17 protein-coding genes and 1 pseudogene are annotated in these 15,218 nt (G+C 71.4%); 8 read left to right on the forward strand and 10 right to left on the reverse strand.

Annotated features, from left to right (window positions below):
- Window positions 1–384 precede the first annotated feature (384 nt).
- Window positions 385–1,608, reverse strand: a complete 1,224-nt coding sequence (locus tag ACZ4VA_RS29030) for an NAD(P)-dependent malic enzyme (protein WP_355788304.1) — start codon at window positions 1,606–1,608, stop codon at window positions 385–387.
- 540 nt (window positions 1,609–2,148) lie between these two features.
- On the opposite strand from ACZ4VA_RS29030, the gene ACZ4VA_RS29035 reads away from it, so the two are divergent.
- From ACZ4VA_RS29035 to ACZ4VA_RS29045, 3 genes are read left to right on the forward strand one after another with little or no spacing between them, the layout of a single operon-like run.
- Window positions 2,149–3,102: an ABC transporter substrate-binding protein gene (locus ACZ4VA_RS29035; protein ID WP_355788307.1), complete on the forward strand. Its 954-nt coding sequence runs from the start codon at window positions 2,149–2,151 to the stop codon at window positions 3,100–3,102.
- Window positions 3,103–3,132: 30 nt separating this feature from the next.
- On the forward strand, window positions 3,133–4,071 hold the full coding sequence (locus tag ACZ4VA_RS29040; RefSeq protein ID WP_355788310.1) for an amino acid ABC transporter permease: 939 nt from the start codon (window positions 3,133–3,135) through the stop codon (window positions 4,069–4,071).
- A complete protein-coding gene (locus ACZ4VA_RS29045) occupies window positions 4,068–4,859 on the forward strand; it encodes an amino acid ABC transporter ATP-binding protein (protein WP_356168598.1) in 792 nt (263 codons plus the stop codon). The genes ACZ4VA_RS29040 and ACZ4VA_RS29045 overlap by 4 nt, the downstream gene beginning before the upstream one ends.
- Before the next feature lie 79 nt (window positions 4,860–4,938).
- Here ACZ4VA_RS29045 and ACZ4VA_RS29050 read toward each other — a convergent pair whose 3' ends face one another.
- Window positions 4,939–5,718, reverse strand: a complete 780-nt coding sequence (locus ACZ4VA_RS29050; protein WP_355786291.1) for a class I SAM-dependent methyltransferase — start codon at window positions 5,716–5,718, stop codon at window positions 4,939–4,941.
- A gap of 100 nt (window positions 5,719–5,818) precedes the next feature.
- Here ACZ4VA_RS29050 and ACZ4VA_RS29055 point away from each other — a divergent pair, with 100 nt between their 5' ends.
- Window positions 5,819–6,448, forward strand: a complete 630-nt coding sequence (locus tag ACZ4VA_RS29055) for a CGNR zinc finger domain-containing protein (protein ID WP_356168594.1) — start codon at window positions 5,819–5,821, stop codon at window positions 6,446–6,448.
- On the opposite strand, the gene sodX is transcribed toward ACZ4VA_RS29055, so the two are convergent.
- Window positions 6,352–6,786 (reverse strand): nickel-type superoxide dismutase maturation protease, encoded by a 435-nt coding sequence (gene sodX / locus ACZ4VA_RS29060; protein WP_355792300.1) that lies wholly within the window; start codon window positions 6,784–6,786, stop codon window positions 6,352–6,354. The two genes, ACZ4VA_RS29055 and sodX, sit on opposite strands and share 97 nt — an antisense overlap.
- A gap of 145 nt (window positions 6,787–6,931) precedes the next feature.
- Between sodX and sodN the strand changes: the two genes are divergently transcribed.
- The 4 genes from sodN to ACZ4VA_RS29080 all read left to right on the forward strand — a co-directional run bounded on the left by sodN (window position 6,932) and on the right by ACZ4VA_RS29080 (window position 9,261).
- The gene (gene sodN / locus ACZ4VA_RS29065) at window positions 6,932–7,327 is read left to right on the forward strand and encodes a superoxide dismutase, Ni (protein ID WP_023546844.1); all 396 of its coding nucleotides are present in this window, start codon (window positions 6,932–6,934) and stop codon (window positions 7,325–7,327) included.
- Between the two features lie 171 nt (window positions 7,328–7,498).
- Window positions 7,499–7,924, forward strand: coding sequence for a helix-turn-helix transcriptional regulator (locus ACZ4VA_RS29070; RefSeq protein ID WP_356238259.1), 426 nt, complete (start codon window positions 7,499–7,501; stop codon window positions 7,922–7,924).
- A gap of 61 nt (window positions 7,925–7,985) precedes the next feature.
- Complete coding sequence (locus ACZ4VA_RS29075) at window positions 7,986–8,402, forward strand: VOC family protein (protein WP_355792291.1); 417 nt, start codon at window positions 7,986–7,988, stop codon at window positions 8,400–8,402.
- 100 nt (window positions 8,403–8,502) lie between these two features.
- Entirely contained in the window at window positions 8,503–9,261 is a 759-nt protein-coding gene (locus ACZ4VA_RS29080; protein ID WP_355792288.1) for a VOC family protein, read from the forward strand.
- On the opposite strand, the gene ACZ4VA_RS29085 is transcribed toward ACZ4VA_RS29080, so the two are convergent.
- From ACZ4VA_RS29085 to ACZ4VA_RS29115, 7 genes and pseudogenes are all read right to left on the reverse strand, one after another.
- Window positions 9,198–9,704 (reverse strand): GNAT family N-acetyltransferase, encoded by a 507-nt coding sequence (locus tag ACZ4VA_RS29085; protein ID WP_468083042.1) that lies wholly within the window; start codon window positions 9,702–9,704, stop codon window positions 9,198–9,200. The genes ACZ4VA_RS29080 and ACZ4VA_RS29085 overlap by 64 nt on opposite strands.
- Before the next feature lie 512 nt (window positions 9,705–10,216).
- Window positions 10,217–10,537, reverse strand: a pseudogene (locus ACZ4VA_RS29090) (DUF952 domain-containing protein); the annotation flags it as partial.
- 220 nt (window positions 10,538–10,757) lie between these two features.
- A complete protein-coding gene (locus ACZ4VA_RS29095; RefSeq protein WP_355794040.1) occupies window positions 10,758–11,171 on the reverse strand; it encodes a YciI family protein in 414 nt (137 codons plus the stop codon).
- 107 nt (window positions 11,172–11,278) lie between these two features.
- Entirely contained in the window at window positions 11,279–11,476 is a 198-nt protein-coding gene (locus ACZ4VA_RS29100; protein WP_355794039.1) for a hypothetical protein, read from the reverse strand.
- A 122-nt stretch (window positions 11,477–11,598) separates the two neighbouring features.
- Entirely contained in the window at window positions 11,599–12,195 is a 597-nt protein-coding gene (locus tag ACZ4VA_RS29105) for a GNAT family N-acetyltransferase (RefSeq protein ID WP_355794038.1), read from the reverse strand.
- A 297-nt stretch (window positions 12,196–12,492) separates the two neighbouring features.
- Window positions 12,493–13,623, reverse strand: coding sequence for a family 2 encapsulin nanocompartment cargo protein polyprenyl transferase (locus ACZ4VA_RS29110; RefSeq protein WP_388904159.1), 1,131 nt, complete (start codon window positions 13,621–13,623; stop codon window positions 12,493–12,495).
- Between the two features lie 126 nt (window positions 13,624–13,749).
- Window positions 13,750–15,156, reverse strand: coding sequence for a family 2B encapsulin nanocompartment shell protein (locus ACZ4VA_RS29115; RefSeq protein WP_355782920.1), 1,407 nt, complete (start codon window positions 15,154–15,156; stop codon window positions 13,750–13,752).
- Between the last annotated feature and the right edge of the window lie 62 nt (window positions 15,157–15,218).

Raw genomic sequence — 15,218 nt, forward strand, 5'->3', positions numbered from 1 at the left:
TGTGACACGCGTCCCGTCACAAACCGGAAGGGCCAGGGGCCTGGGGCCAGGCCGGCCCATCCAACCTTCGAGCACGAGCGCACCCCGCGCCCCCCCAGGGGGGCATTCAGCGCATCCGGGGTTCGAGCACGGGCGCGCCCCACGACCCAGGGGGGGGCAAAGTCAGCCCGTCCGGCGTTCGAGGACGAGCGCGGAGCGCGAAGGGGGGTCCGGGGGCGCAGCCCCCGGGGACGGGACGGGTAGGGGCGGAGGGGGCGAAAAACACCCGACCGGACCACCTGGCAGGTAAAAAATAGGGCGCCGCCGAAACCCCGGCGGAAAACACGCGGCCCCGCCGGGACGCATCCCGACGGGGCCACAGGCACAGACACAGGCACCGGCACCTCAGCGCCGAGCCACCCCCTCCGCCCGAGCGGCAGCGGCAACCGCGGCGGTCACCGCAGGAGCCACCCGCTCGTCGAACGGCGAGGGGATCACGTAGTCCGCGGCGAGGTCGTCCCCGACCACCGCGGCCAGCGCCTCGGCCGCCGCGATCTTCATCGTCTCCGTGATCCGGGAGGCCCGGACCTGGAGCGCACCGGCGAAGATGCCGGGGAAGGCGAGCACGTTGTTGATCTGGTTCGGGAAGTCGGACCGGCCGGTCGCCACGACGGCCGCGTACTTGTGCGCGACCTCCGGGTGGACCTCGGGGTCCGGGTTGGCCATGGCGAAGACGAACGCGCCCTCCGCCATCGAGGCCACCGCCGGCTCCGGGACCGTGCCGCCGGAGACGCCGATGAAGACGTCGGCGCCCGCGAGCGCCGACTCCAGCGAACCGGAGATGCCGGCCTTGTTGGTGATCTCGGCGAGCTCCCGCTTGACCGGGGTGAGGTCGTCCCGGTCCCGCGACACGATGCCCTTGCGGTCCGCGACGGCGACATCGCCGAGCCCCGCCTCCAGCAGGAACTTGGCGATGGCGATCCCGGCCGCACCGGCGCCCGAGATCACCGCGCGCAGCTCACCGAGCGAGCGCCCGGTCAGCCGTGCCGCGTTGCGCAGGGCGGCGAGGGTGACGACGGCGGTGCCGTGCTGGTCGTCGTGGAAGACCGGGATGTCCAGGCGCTCCTGGAGCTTGCGCTCGATCTCGAAGCACCGGGGTGCCGAGATGTCCTCCAGGTTCACGCCGCCGAAGGACGGGGCGAGCCGGACCACGGTCTCGACGATCTCGTCGACGCCCGTGCAGTCGAGGGCGATCGGCACGGCGTCGACGCCGCCGAACTGCTTGAAGAGGATGGCCTTGCCCTCCATGACGGGGAGCGAGGCCTCCGGACCGATGTCACCGAGTCCGAGCACGGCCGTGCCGTCGGTCACGACGGCGACGACGGACGACTTCCACGTGTAGTCGTGGACGAGTTCCGGCTGCTCGGCGATGGCGCTGCACACTTTCGCCACGCCGGGCGTGTACGCCAGGGACAGGTCGTCCTTGTCGCGGATCGGCACGGTGGCCTGCACGGCCATCTTGCCGCCACGGTGCAGCGCGAATGCCGGGTCGAAGGAATCGAGGGGCTCGGCCCCTCCCTCCTGATCCGTACTGCTGTCGCTGCGAGGATTGACGATCTCCGCTGCCACTTTGTTTTACCCCTTAAGTCTTCAAGGTTTGAGGGTGACCACTCCTGGTTGAGGCGTGGGCGGGCACCGCGTATGCCCTGCCGCCGTGGTTGCGTACGGGCGTATACGCGACGGGCGCGCCGCACACGCGCCCTGAGCCCCGGATGAGGGGTGTAAGGAACCTTCTTACCCGACGGACCACGCCCCGGACGAGTCCATAGTGCGAAGGTCACACGCGCGTGACATGACTCATGCCCGGATATGTGGACAAGTCCTCGCTTGGTCCTCAAGCCGCACAAGTGCGCAGAAGCGGTCGCTCACAAAGAGCGGAGTACCGAAGATCTTCCGGCCGGAAGGGGGGATTCCCGCACAAGATCCGGCCCGGGTGGACCGGCATGGTGTGGTCCGGCGGTGACCCGTTATCCGATTTTGACATAGCGAGTCACCTGAATACGCAAGTCCGAATGGCAAGATGCCGTCATCACACGAGGTCGCGACACCCGATGGTGTGTGTTCTCGTCGACCCATCGGCAACTCCCTCATCCGCCGGAGGAACCCACCATGACCGCAAGCTCCACCCGTCGTACCCCCGCCGCCCGGTCCCGGATAGCAGCGGTCGGTGCGATCGCGGTCGCCGGCGCGCTGCTCGTCACCGGCTGCGGTGACCAGACCAAGGACACGGGGTCGGACAGCACGAAGACGAGCACCGCCCCGCTGGCGGACAAGCTCCCCCAGGCCATCCGTGACAAGGGCGTCATCAAGGTCGGCTCCGACATCGCGTACGCGCCGGTCGAGTTCAAGGACGACTCGGGCAAGACCGTCGGCATCGACCCCGACCTCGCGGACGCCCTGGGCAAGCAGCTCGGCGTGAAGTTCGAGTTCGAGAACGGCACCTTCGACACCCTGCTGACCGGTCTGCGCTCCAAGCGCTACGACATGGCGATGTCGGCCATGACGGACACCAAGGACCGTCAGGAGGGCATCGACTCCGAGACCGGCAAGAAGGTCGGCGAGGGCGTCGACTTCATCGACTACTTCACCGCCGGTGTCTCCATCTACACGCCCAAGGGCAAGACGCAGGGCATCAAGACCTGGTCCGACCTGTGCGGCAAGAAGATCGCCCTCCAGCGCGGCACGGTCTCCGAGGACCTCGCCAAGGCCGAGTCGAAGAAGTGCACCGGTGGCAAGAAGATCACCATCGAGGCCTACGACAACGACCAGCAGGCCCAGACCCGGCTGCGCGCCGGTGGCGCCGACGCCGGCTCCTCCGACTTCCCGGTCGCCGCGTACGCGGTGAAGACCTCGGGCGGCGGCAAGGACTTCGAGATCGTCGGCGACCAGGTCGAGGCCGCTCCGTACGGCATCGCGGTGGCCAAGTCCAGCACCCAGCTGCGGGACGCCCTGAAGGCCGCGCTCGACGCGATCATCAAGGACGGCTCGTACGACAAGGTCATCTCCAAGTGGGGTGTCGACGCGGGCGCTGTGAAGTCGGCCGAGATCAACGGCGGCAAGTGACCGCGACAGCGGCGCTGAAAGGCAACATCCGTGACTGCTGACATCGACAAGAAGACGGGCCCCGGGGACACTCCCCCGGCCGGACCGGAGGCCATCAAGGCCATTCCGGTCCGGCACTACGGCCGCTACGTCTCCGCCGTCATCGCGATCGCGATCTTCGTCGCGATCATCTACGCGTTCGGCCAGGGCAAGATCAACTGGAACGCTGTTCCGGACTACTTCTTCGACCACCGCATCCTCACGGGCGTCGGCAAGACGCTCCTGCTGACGGTGCTGTCGATGCTGATCGGCATCGTCGGCGGCATCATGCTGGCCGTGATGCGGCTGTCGAAGAACCCGGTGACGTCGTCCATCGCGTGGTTCTACATCTGGTTCTTCCGGGGCACCCCGGTGCTGGTCCAGCTGATCATCTGGTTCAACCTGGGCCTGGTCTTCGAGTACATCAACCTCGGTCCTATCTACAAGGACTACTGGTCGAGCTTCATGACGCCGCTGCTGACGGCGCTCCTGGGTCTCGGTCTGAACGAGGCCGCCTACATGGCGGAGATCTGCCGCGCCGGTCTGCTCTCGGTCGACGAGGGCCAGACCGAGGCCTCGCACGCGCTCGGCATGAGCCACAGCAAGACGCTGCGCCGGATCGTGATCCCGCAGGCGATGCGCGTGATCGTGCCGCCGACGGGCAACGAGGTCATCAACATGCTGAAGACCACGTCGCTGGTCTCGGTGGTCCAGTATCCGGAACTCTTCCGGTACGCCCAGGACATCGGCCAGACCTCCGGTGCACCGGTGGAGATGCTGTTCCTCGCCGCCGCCTGGTACCTGATCATGACCTCGGTCCTCAGCGTCGGGCAGTACTACGTGGAGCGCTACTACGCACGCGGTTCCAGCCGCAGCCTGCCGCCCACCCCGTTCCAGAAGATCAAGGCCAACCTGCTGTCGCTGGGCCGCCCGAAGGGAGGCGCGGCATGACCGCGAACGTGACCAAGGCGGACGACACCACCCCGATGGTGAAGTCCGAGGGTGTCCACAAGTCCTTCGGCCCCGTGGAGGTCCTCAAGGGCATCGACCTGGAGGTGAGGTCCGGCGAGGTCTTCTGCCTCATCGGACCCTCGGGCTCCGGCAAGTCGACGTTCCTGCGGTGCATCAACCACCTGGAGAAGGTCAACGCCGGCCGGCTGTACGTCGACGGCGAGCTGGTCGGCTACCGGCAGAAGGGCGACAAGCTCTACGAGCTCAAGGACAGCGAGGTCGCCCTCAAGCGCCGGGACATCGGCATGGTCTTCCAGCGCTTCAACCTGTTCCCGCACATGACGGCGCTGGAGAACGTCATGGAGGCGCCGGTGCAGGTCAAGGGCATCAGCCGGGCCCAGGCGCGGGAGCGCGCGGGCCAGCTGCTGGAGCGCGTGGGCCTCGCGGACAAGGCGCGCAACTACCCCTCGCAGCTGTCCGGCGGCCAGCAGCAGCGTGTGGCGATCGCCCGCGCGCTGGCGATGGACCCGAAGCTGATGCTCTTCGACGAGCCGACCTCGGCGCTCGACCCGGAGCTGGTCGGTGACGTCCTCGACGTCATGCGCGACCTCGCCGAGTCCGGCATGACGATGGTCGTCGTCACGCACGAGATGGGCTTCGCCCGGGAGGTCGGCGACTCGCTGGTCTTCATGGACGGCGGTGTCGTGGTCGAGTCCGGCAACCCGCGCGACGTCCTGACGAACCCGCAGCACGAGCGGACGCAGTCCTTCCTGTCGAAGGTGCTCTGACCGGTCGGCCGCGGCGGACGCCGCACGCGAAAGGGGCGGTACGGAAGTCTCCGTACCGCCCCTTCGCATGGGCCGGGCCTCACTTCAGGGCGAGGACCAGCGCGTCCGACGGCGAGCGCCACACCGGGCGCGCCTCGGCGAAGCCCTTCTCCCGCAGCACGCGGGCGTGCCAGTCGGCGGAGGGGGTGTCGCCGTCGGCGTGCTCGCCGTAGATCTCGAAGCGGCGGGCGGTCGGCCCGGCGAGCACCGGGTCGGCGGCGGCCAGCTCCCACCACTGGGCCCAGTCGAGGGCGCCGTCCTGCCGGGCTCGGTCCATCCGCTCGTGCCGGCGGGCGCGGTCCGCCGCGTTGATCCTCGGCGTGGACTCGTCGATCATGTGGTCGGCGTTCATGAAGACGCCGCCGTCGCGGACGAGTTCCGCGATCTGCCCGTAGAGGACCGCGAGGGGTTCGCAGTGCAGCCAGTGCAGGGCCGTCGCGGTCAGGACGGCGTCGTACGACGTGTACGGCAGTGCCGTCCGCCACTCGGGGTCCTTGAGGTCGGCGGTGACGAAGGAGACCCGGTCGTCCCCGTCGAAGGTGCCCCGGGCGATGGCGAGCAGGGCGGGGTCGAGGTCGACGCCGGTGCTGCGGGCGTCCGGGAACCGGTCGAGGAGCCGGGCGGTGACGGTGCCCGTGCCGCAGGCGAGGTCGAGGACGCGCGGCGCGGTGCCCACGAGGGCCTCCACCATGTCGAGCATCACCCGGAACCGCTCCTCGCGGTCGGGCATGTACCACTCCTGCTGCCGGTCCCAGCTCTCCTGCCACGCCTGCCAGTCGGTTCCGGCCGTCGCCCTGCCCGTTCCGGTCGTGCTCGTCATGGCCGCTCCTTCTCCACTCCACCGCGTAATACCCTGTAAGCACAGTCATCTCTTACCCGACCGCAGCCACGACGATAGAGCGCTCCAGTAAGGACTACAAGTGGAACTGGCCTATTACTCGGATTACGCGGTACGACTCGTCAACAGCGAGGAACCCGCCCGGGGCAAGGACGCGCTCACCTCGGTCGAGGCCATCCGCGACCTCTTCGCGGGCAACGCGTCCGCGGCCCGGCGCGCCACGGACGCGGACGTCACCCGCTTCCGCTCGGTGCGCGGCCGGCTGCGCGCGGTCTTCGAGGCGGCGGACTCCGGGGACGAGACGCTGGCCGTGGACCTGCTGAACTCGCTGCTGCTGGAGTTCCCCGTGAGCCCGCAGATCTCGGGCCACGACCACCGCGACGACAACGGGCGCCCGCTGTGGCACATGCACCTCGCGGACCACCCCTCGAACGTGACCGCGGGTTACGCCGCCATCGCCGCCATGGGACTGGCGTTCCACCTCACCGAGTACGGCGTCGACCGGCTCGGCCTGTGCGAGGCCGCGCCCTGCCGCAACGCCTTCCTCGACACCTCCACCAACCGCTCCCGGCGCTACTGCTCGGACCGCTGCGCGACCCGGGCCAACGTCGCCGCCTACCGCGCCCGCAAGCGCCTGGAGGCGGACCGGCCGGAAAGCACGGGCCTCGCCGCGGACAGCGCCCAGCGGGCCAGCGCGAGCGGCGACCGCTGACCGTCCCTGGGCGGCCGGTAGCGGAAGAGCACCTTCCCCAGGACCAGTTCCTCGGGGACCGTGCCGTAGTCGGTGCTGTCCCCGCCGGCGAACGCGTTGTCCCCGAGCACCCACCAGCCGCCCTCGCGCCGCTCCGCCGCGCGCTTGACGACGAGCAGGTCCTGCTGGAACGGATGCCGCAGCACCACGACGTCACCGGGGCGCACGCGAGCCCCGTACTGCACGACCAGGCGGTCCCCGTGGTGGAGCGTGGGCACCATCGACGGCCCCGTCACCTCGGCCACCCCGAAGGGCAGCACGGCCGTCCCGCGCTCGCCGTCCTGCGACAGTTCCGGCATCACCGGCACCTCCCCGGTCCGATCCTCCACCAGTCTCAGTCTCACCCCGGACTTTTGTCCTAAGCCCATGGGGGCACCCGCGAAATCCCGTCCCGCACGGAGTAATGTCCCACCTGAGAAGACGATCACGAGGAAGGACAGCTCAATGCTTTCCCGCCTGTTTGCCCCCAAGGTCAAGGTCAGCGCGCACTGCGACCTGCCCTGCGGCGTGTACGACCCGGCCCAGGCCCGCATCGAGGCGGAGTCGGTGAAGGCCGTCCAGGAGAAGATGGCCGGCAACGACGACCCGCACTTCCAGGCTCGCGCCACGGTCATCAAGGAGCAGCGCGCCGAGCTCGCCAAGCACCACGTGTCGGTGCTCTGGAGCGACTACTTCAAGCCCCCGCACTTCGAGAAGTACCCGGAGCTGCACCAGCTGGTCAACGACGCCCTCAAGGCCCTCTCGGCCGCCAAGGCGTCGACCGACCCGGCCACCGGCCAGAAGGCTCTGGACTACATCGCCCAGATCGACAAGATCTTCTGGGAGACCAAGAAGGCCTGATCCTCGGCCGCGCTCCCCGACCTGCGATCTCTTCGTCGCCCGGTCTTTCGACCGCACCCGGTCCGCACACCGCCCGAACGGCGGCGAGGCGGACCGGGTGCGGTCTTTCCGGTCCGCGGCCGGCTCGCGAAGCCCGGGACCGGGCGGGCCGCGCCGTGCCATCCTGGGGGCGTGACGCTGGAGGACCTGGTGCGGCTGCGGCGGGCTCGTGACCGCATGGACCGCGAATACACGCAACCGCTGGACGTGGCCGAGCTGGCGCGTACCGCGCTGATGTCGCCGGGGCACTTCCAGCGCAGTTTCCGCGCGGCCTTCGGCGAGACGCCGTACACGTACCTGATGACGCGCCGCATCGAGCGGGCCAAGGCGCTGCTGCGGCGCGGCGACCTCACGGTCACCGAGGTGTGCTTCGCCGTCGGGTGCACCTCGCTCGGGTCCTTCAGCTCCCGCTTCACCGAGCTGGTGGGCGAGACCCCGAGCGCGTACCGGGCCCGCCCGCACGACCACGGGGCGCCGATCCCCTCCTGCGTGGCGCAGCGCCTCACCCGTCCGGCCAGGCACCGCAAGCCGGAGGCGGAACCGGGTACGTGGCTCTGAGGATCCAGCTCGCGGCACGCGGCACGGGCGCGAAACGGACGGCAGGGCCTAGCGTGACGTCATGGATCTGAAACTGTCACAGTGCTTCATCGCCGTCGACGACCACGACAAGGCGCTCGCGTTCTACCGCGACGTCCTCGGTCTCGAGGTGCGCAACGACGTGGGGTTCGAGGGCATGCGCTGGGTGACCGTGGGCTCCCCGCTCCAGCCCGACGTGGAGATCGTCCTGGAGCCGCCGGCCGCGGACCCGAACACCTCGCCCGCGGACAAGCAGGCGATGGCCGAGCTCCTCGCCAAGGGCGTGCTGCGCGGGGTCATCTTCCGCACCGGCGACTGCGACGCCCTGTTCGAACGCGTCCGCGCCTCCGGCGCCGACGTGATCCAGGAGCCGATGGACCAGCCCTACGGCGTGCGGGACTGCGCGTTCCGCGATCCGGCGGGCAACCTGCTGCGCTTCAACGAGCCCCGCAAGGGCTGAGCCGGCCGCTGCACCGGAAAACGTCGTTGCGCGGCCGGGCGCTCCGGGAGACGGTACGGACCGTACGAACGTACGAACCGTCCGACAGGGAGCGCGCACCATGACCGAACCGATCCGGTGGAGCTACGCCTTCGTCGACCGGCCCGCCGCGCGGGCCGGGACGGCCCGCGACTTCTGGACGGCGGTCACCGGGACGCGTCCCTCCGCGCCCCGCGGCGAGTTCCTGACCCTGCTGCCCGACGGGGCCGACCCGTGCGTGAAGGCGCAGGGCGTCGACGCGGGCGAGGGCGGCGCGCATCTCGACCTCGCCGTCGAGGACGTCCCGGCGCTGGTGGCGGCGGCACGTGAGCTGGGCGCGGAGGTGCTCGCCGACCACGGGGAGTGGACCGTGCTGCGCTCCCCGGCCGGGCAGGCGTTCTGCGCGGTGCCCTGGCTCGGGGAGTCGGTGCGGCCGCCCGTGGTGCGGGGCCCGGAGGGCGCGACCAGCCGGCTCGACCAGGTGTGCCTCGACCTCGCGCCGTCCGTGTACGCGGCGGAGGTCGCGTTCTGGGGCGCTCTCACGGGATGGACGTCCCGCCCGAGCACGCTCCCGGAGTTCCACGTCGTCGAACCGCCCGCGGACCTGCCCGTGCGCATCCTGCTCCAGCGCCTCGGCACCGAGCGCCCCGCCTCCGCGCACCTCGACGTCGCCTGCTCCGACGTCGAGGCGGTACGGGCCCGGCACGAGGAGCTCGGCGCCACCGCCGTCGGCCGCGGGACCGGCTGGACGGTGATGCGGGACCCGGCGGGCGGCACCTACTGCCTGACGGGCCGTGACCCGGAGACCGGCGGGCGGCTCCCGTCCGCAGGCAGCGAGTAGCGGCGCTTCTCCCTGCCGCGGGCGCCGAGGCGGTCGTAGAAGCGGATCGCGCCCTCGTTCCAGAGGGGGGTCTGCCACTGGACCTCGCCGAGACCGAGGGTCCGCGCCTCCGCGAGCACCGCCTCCATCAGCAGCGGGCCGAGGCCGAGGCCCCGCCGGCCCTCGCGCAGGAAGAGGCAGTCCATGTGCAGGTACTCCGCGCCGTCCCAGGTGGACAGCTCGGGGGCGCAGGTCGCGTAGCCGACGATCTCGCCGTCGCCCGATTCCGCGACCAGGCACCGCAGCCGGGGCGCCGCGACTCCGAACAGCAGCGCTTCGAGGCGGCCGGCCAGTCCTGGGGCGGGCGGCCCGGCATGCTCGTAAGCGGCGTGCTCGGCGGCCAGCGCGGCCACGTGCGGGAGGTCCTCGCGCACCGCCCGCCGCACCCGTGGCGTGCCGGTCACCGCACCGCGCCCGTCAGGACGTCGGCACCCCACGCGGTCAGCCGGCGCGCTAGCGGACCCTCGCCGTCCAGGACGTGCCGGGCGAACGCGCCCCGCTCGTGGGCCAGCACCGCCGCCTCCCAGACGCACGGGGCGAGCCCCTGCCTGCCGGGCCGCAGCAGCGCCGGCTCACCGGCCGGTCCGGCGAACACCGCGAGGTCGGACATGTACCCCTCGACCCAGGTGTGCACGAGGACGTAGTCGCCGTCGCCTCCCGCGTGCACCAGCAGGACGGCGAGGCCCAGCGACCCGCGGGTCGCGCCCAGCGCCAGCTGGTCCGCCGCGATCCGCAGCGCGGCCGTCTCCTCGTCGTCGCCGACCACGCGCCCGGGCGCCTCGACGGCGTACACCTTCAGGAGGTGCCCGGCGCTTTCCCGCACGCCCAACGCCCTTACGGCGCGCGCGTGATGCCCGTCGGCGAGCGCGGTCAGGGCGGCCAGGTCCACGGCCGGCGGCAGTGCCGCACCCGCGTCCCAGGGCTCGACGTCCACCACGGCCTTCACCGGGATCGGCCCGTAGATGTGAGGGAACTCCTCGCCGCCGGGCTCCGGGGACTCGTGGCGGACCTCCGCGCCGAGCCGTCCGGTGTCGATCACCAGGACCACCAGTTCGTCGGGCCCGGTGTACGAGCCGTACAGGAAGTTAGCCACTCTCGGGAGCTGGTGGCGCAGCGAGCAGTGGATGAAGCCCTCCTCCTGGAGGGTCCGGCCGCGGGTGGACATCTCGTAGGTGCCCGCGGCGCGGGCGGCGTCCCACAGGGAGCGCTCGGTGATGTGCAACAGGTGTTCGGGCATGGCGCCACGCTACGTCTTCGGCCCCGCGGCCCGCCCCGCGGACAGGGCCGCTCCGGCAGGCTGGGGGACCGCTCGGCCGGTGGCCGGACCGCCGGGGCCTCCCGTACGGTGTCCTCGGCCGCGTCGACGGGCCCGTTCCGGCGGACGAGCGCGCCGAAGACCTGCGGCGCCCGCCGACGCAGCAGGTCCGCGATCTCGGTCGGTCCGCCGCGCGGCGGGGTCACACGTCCCCGGCGTCGCCGCCGACGGGCCGGATCACCACCGGATGGTCGGTGGCCCCCTCCGGTCCCGGACAGCGGGTCACGCGGGCGGCGATCTCGGTGACCCGGTCCAGGCTCTCGCACTCCACGAGCCAGTAGCCGGCCAGCACTTCCTTGGTCTCGCCGTAGGGCCCGTCGGTGATCACCGGCGCGCCGTCCTTGCCGGCGGCGACCAGCCGGGTCCGGGCCGGTTCGGCGAGCCCCTGGGCGTCGAGGAGTTCACCGGACTCGGAGAGGTCGTCGCTGACCGCGCCCATGTACGCGTACATGGCCTGGATCTCCTGCTCGCTCCAGGCCGGGGAAGTGTCGGAGGGCTTGCCCTGCATCGCCTCGTAGTCGGCCTGGGTGCCCTGCACCATCACCAGGTACTTCATGACTCGGCTCCTTCGTCTCCCGGTCCAGGCCGCCCGGGTGCGGGGCGGCTCTCACAGGGGACGTCGGGGCCGGGTCCGGTTTCTCGACACGGCCGCGCGCCTGTTTCTCAGGACGTGTCGGACACGGGCCGGGCCGGTGCCTCCCGGTGCCCCTCCTCGGACTCGCCGGAGTGCGACGCGCACTCCGGGTTCCGGCAGGGACCGGCCACCCAGGTGGGGACCCAGGCGCCCAGGGTCTTGTGGCGTTTGACGACCGTGGCGACCGGCTGCCCGCAGACGGAACAGACATGCTCTTCGGTGCCCATGCTTCAAGGGTAGGCCGAAAGGGGGACCCGCGCTCCTTGCCGTACGTCCCCGCCGCGAGGCCGTTCACGGGCGGGCGCGGGCCGGGTCGCCGCAGGCGAGTCCGGGGCCCTTCCGGTGGCCGTCAGCTCTGCGGATCCCGCCACATCGGCCACATGAGCGGGCCGTCCGGCAGCTCGACCGCGCGGCCGGTGAAGGCGAAGCCCAGCCGCTCGTAGAGCGCGCGGCTGCGGGCGCTGCTCGCCTCCAGATAGGCGGGCAGACCTTCCCGGTCGCAGCGGTCGAGGACCGGCTGCATCAGCGCGGAACCGAGGCCCTCGCCCTGCCGGCCCGGTTCCACGGCGATCATCCACAGGTACGCGTGGGCGCGGTCGGTGGGGTGCGCCGCGTTCGTCAGGCGGCCGACCAGTTCGACGCGTTCGTTGCCCGGGTCGACCGCCTCGCGCAGCAGTGCGGCGTCGTCGTCCTCGCCCTCGTGCCCCGCTCCGGCCGGCACCGACAGCCACAGCGCGCAGGCGGTGCCGTCCTCGGTGACGTCGACCCAGCCCTCGGCGAGCACGATGTCGAGGAAGGCCGCCATCAGCTTGGGATGCGTGCCGCGGCGGTACGTCTCGTCGGGGAAGATCCAGCCGCTCACCGGGTCGTCACGGAACGCCTCGTCGAGCAGCCGCACGATCAGTTCGCGGTCTCCCCTGCCGGCCGCCCTGATGGCCACGCCCATGTCCCGCCCCTTCGCCTCAACAGCCGTCCAGCGTACGGCGGTTCAGCCTAGTGGGTGGCAGTGCCCGGGCCTCGGGCACCCGGGTGCACGGGGTTCGCACCGGCCGGGATCCAGGCCGGCGGGTCTCGGTCTGGGCCCCGGGCCCGTACGGAGGTCAGGTGCCGTACGGGCCCGGAGGTTCTGGGGGGCCGGTCCCCGGGGCGCCGCCCGTCACGGCGGACGACGGTCCCGGGTGTCCGCCGCCGGGGCGGTGGACGACGGTCCCGGGTGTCCGCCACCGCGGCGGCGGACGGGCCCTCAGGTGGTGCGGCGGGTCACGAACTCGGCCAGGGCGAGCAGGCCGCCCGCCGCCTCCGGCTCCGGGACCGCCCGGGACAGCTCGTGCATCGCCCGGGCCATCCGGTCGGCCGCCTGGGCCTGCGCCCAGTCGCGGCCCCCGGCCCGCTCGACGGCCAGCACGGTGCGCTCCAGATCCCCTTCCGTGTAGGGAGCCGTGTACAGCTCGGCCAGTTCGGCCGCCGCCGGGGTGCCCGAGGCGAGCGCCGCGACCACGGGCAGGGACTTCTTGCGGGCGACGAGGTCCGCCCCGGCCGGCTTGCCGGTGCGGCCCGGGTCCCCCCAGATCCCGATGACGTCGTCGATCAGCTGGAAGGCGAGCCCGGCCTGCCGGCCGAACGCGTCCAGTGCCTCGACGTCCTCCTCGTCCGCGCCCGCGTACAGCCCGCCGAGTGCGCACGCGCAACCGAGCAGCGCGCCCGTCTTGGCCTCCGCCATGGCCAGGCACTCCTCCAAGGTGACCTCCCCCGGAGCGCGTCTCTCCATGGCCGTGTCGGTGTGCTGCCCCTCGCACAGTTCGATCACGCAGTCCGCGAGCCGGGTGGCGGCCGCCGAGGACGCCGGGTGCGGATCCTCGGCGAGCAGGCGCAGGGCGAGTGCCTGGAGCGCGTCCCCGGCGAGGATCGCGTCGGCGTCCCCGAACACCGTCCAGGCCGTCGGCCGGTGCCGGCGGGTCGTGTCCCGGTCCATGACGTCGTCGTGCAGTAGCGAGAAGTTGTGGACCAACTCCACCGCCGCGGCCGCCCGTACGGCCGCCGTGTCCCGCCCGCCGAGGGCCCGGGCCGCGGTCAGCACGAGCGCGGGCCGGATGGCCTTGCCCGCGTTGCCCGCGGCCGGGGTGCCGTCCGCGTGCTGCCAGCCGAAGTGGTAGAGCGCGGTCCTGCGCATCGCGCCGGGCAGCGACTCGACGGCCCGGCGCAGCTCGGGGTCGACGGACGTCCGGGCGCGCTCCAGGATCGCCGCCGCCTCCTGCCCGTCGGACGCACCCGGTGGGTGCTGCCTCCCGACGGAAGCGGTGGAGGGCGGCCCTTGCCTGTCGATGGGGCGGTGCCTTTCGAGTGTCTCGGTCGGACTCTGCTTCGTCTCCGTCATGAACTCACCCATGGGATCGCCTCGGAGAGCCGGCGGACGGTGGCTGTTCCGGCGCGCACTGGGCGCGTACCCCCGGGGTGTACCCGCCCGGCGGGGCGGGGACACGGCGTCCAGTGCGCTCCGGGGTCACCGCCAGCGGCCGATCTCGACGTTCTCCAGGATGCCGAGCGCGTCGGGCACGAGGACGGCCGCGGAGTAGTAGGCGGTCACCAGGTAGGAGATGATCGCCTGTTCGTTGATGCCCATGAAGCGCACCGACAGGCTCGGCTCGATCTCGTCCGGGATGCCCGACTGCTGGAGTCCGATGACGCCCTGTTCGGCCTCGCCGGTTCGCATGGCGATGATCGAGGTCGTACGGGCGTCGCTGACCGGGATCTTGTTGCACGGGAAGATCGGGACTCCGCGCCAGGTCGGGATGCGGTTGCCCGCCATCTCGACGGTCTCAGGGACGAGTCCGCGCTTGTTGAGTTCGCGGCCGATCGCGGAGATCGCGCGCGGGTGGGCGAGGAGCATCTTGGTGCCGCGCCGGCGGCTGAGCAGTTCGTCGAGGTCGTCGGGGCTGGGGACGCCGTCGTGCGGCTGGAGCCGCTGGTCGTACTCGCAGTTGTTGAGGAGGCCGAACTCGCGGTTGTTGATGAGCTCGTGCTCCTGGCGCTCCTTCAACGCCTCGACCGTGAGCCTGAGTTGCTGCTCGGTCTGGTTCATCGGCTGGTTGTAGAGGTCGGCGACGCGCGAGTGCAGGCGCAGCACGGTCTGGGCGATGCTGAGTTCGTACTCGCGGGGGGCGGACTCGTAGTCCACGAAGGTGCCCGGGATCTCCGGCTCCCCGGTGTGGCCGGCCGCGAGGTCGATCTCCTTCTCGCCGTACTTGTTCGTCCGCTGGTGGGGGATGGAGCGCATCTCCCGGAGGTGACCGCTCAGCGACTCGGAGCGCTCCGCGACCTGTTCGAGGTCCTGGCGGGGCAGGAAGAGCACGGTGCAGGCGGTGACCGCGCGCGCCGTGTACTCCCAGATGGCGTCCGGGTCGATCAGGGCCTGCTCGCCGAAGTACGCGCCGTCCGCGAGGTTCCCCAGGACGGCGTCGTCGCCGTACGGCCCGGTGCCGACCTTCTCGACCCGGCCGTGCGCGAGGAGGAAGACACCCTCGGCCGGACTGCCGAACTCGGTGAGGACCGCGCCCGGTTCGAACTCCCGCTGCCGGCAGCGGGCGGCGAGCTCACCGAGGACCTCCTCGTCCTCGAACGTCCGCAGGATCGGCAGCTCGCCGAGCTCCGCGGGGATGACCCGCACCTGGTCACCGGTCTTCACGAACGTCACGCGGCCGTCGCCCACCGAGTAGCTGAGCCGCCGGTTCACCCGGTACGTACCACCCTGCACGTTCACCCAGGGCAGCATGCGCAGCAGCCAGCGCGAGCTGATCTCCTGCATCTGCGGCGCGGACTTGGTCGTGGTGGCCAGGTTCCGCGCGGCCGTTGTGCCGAGACTCTGCTGCGGCCTGTCCTGACCCGCGCGGACCTCTTCGCCTACCGACATGAAAATTGCCCTCCTGGTCGTGCACTGATCTGCGAGGACAAGCCTTCCATCACGCAGCGTGT

This window comes from Streptomyces sp. NPDC028308 (assembly GCF_055565855.1).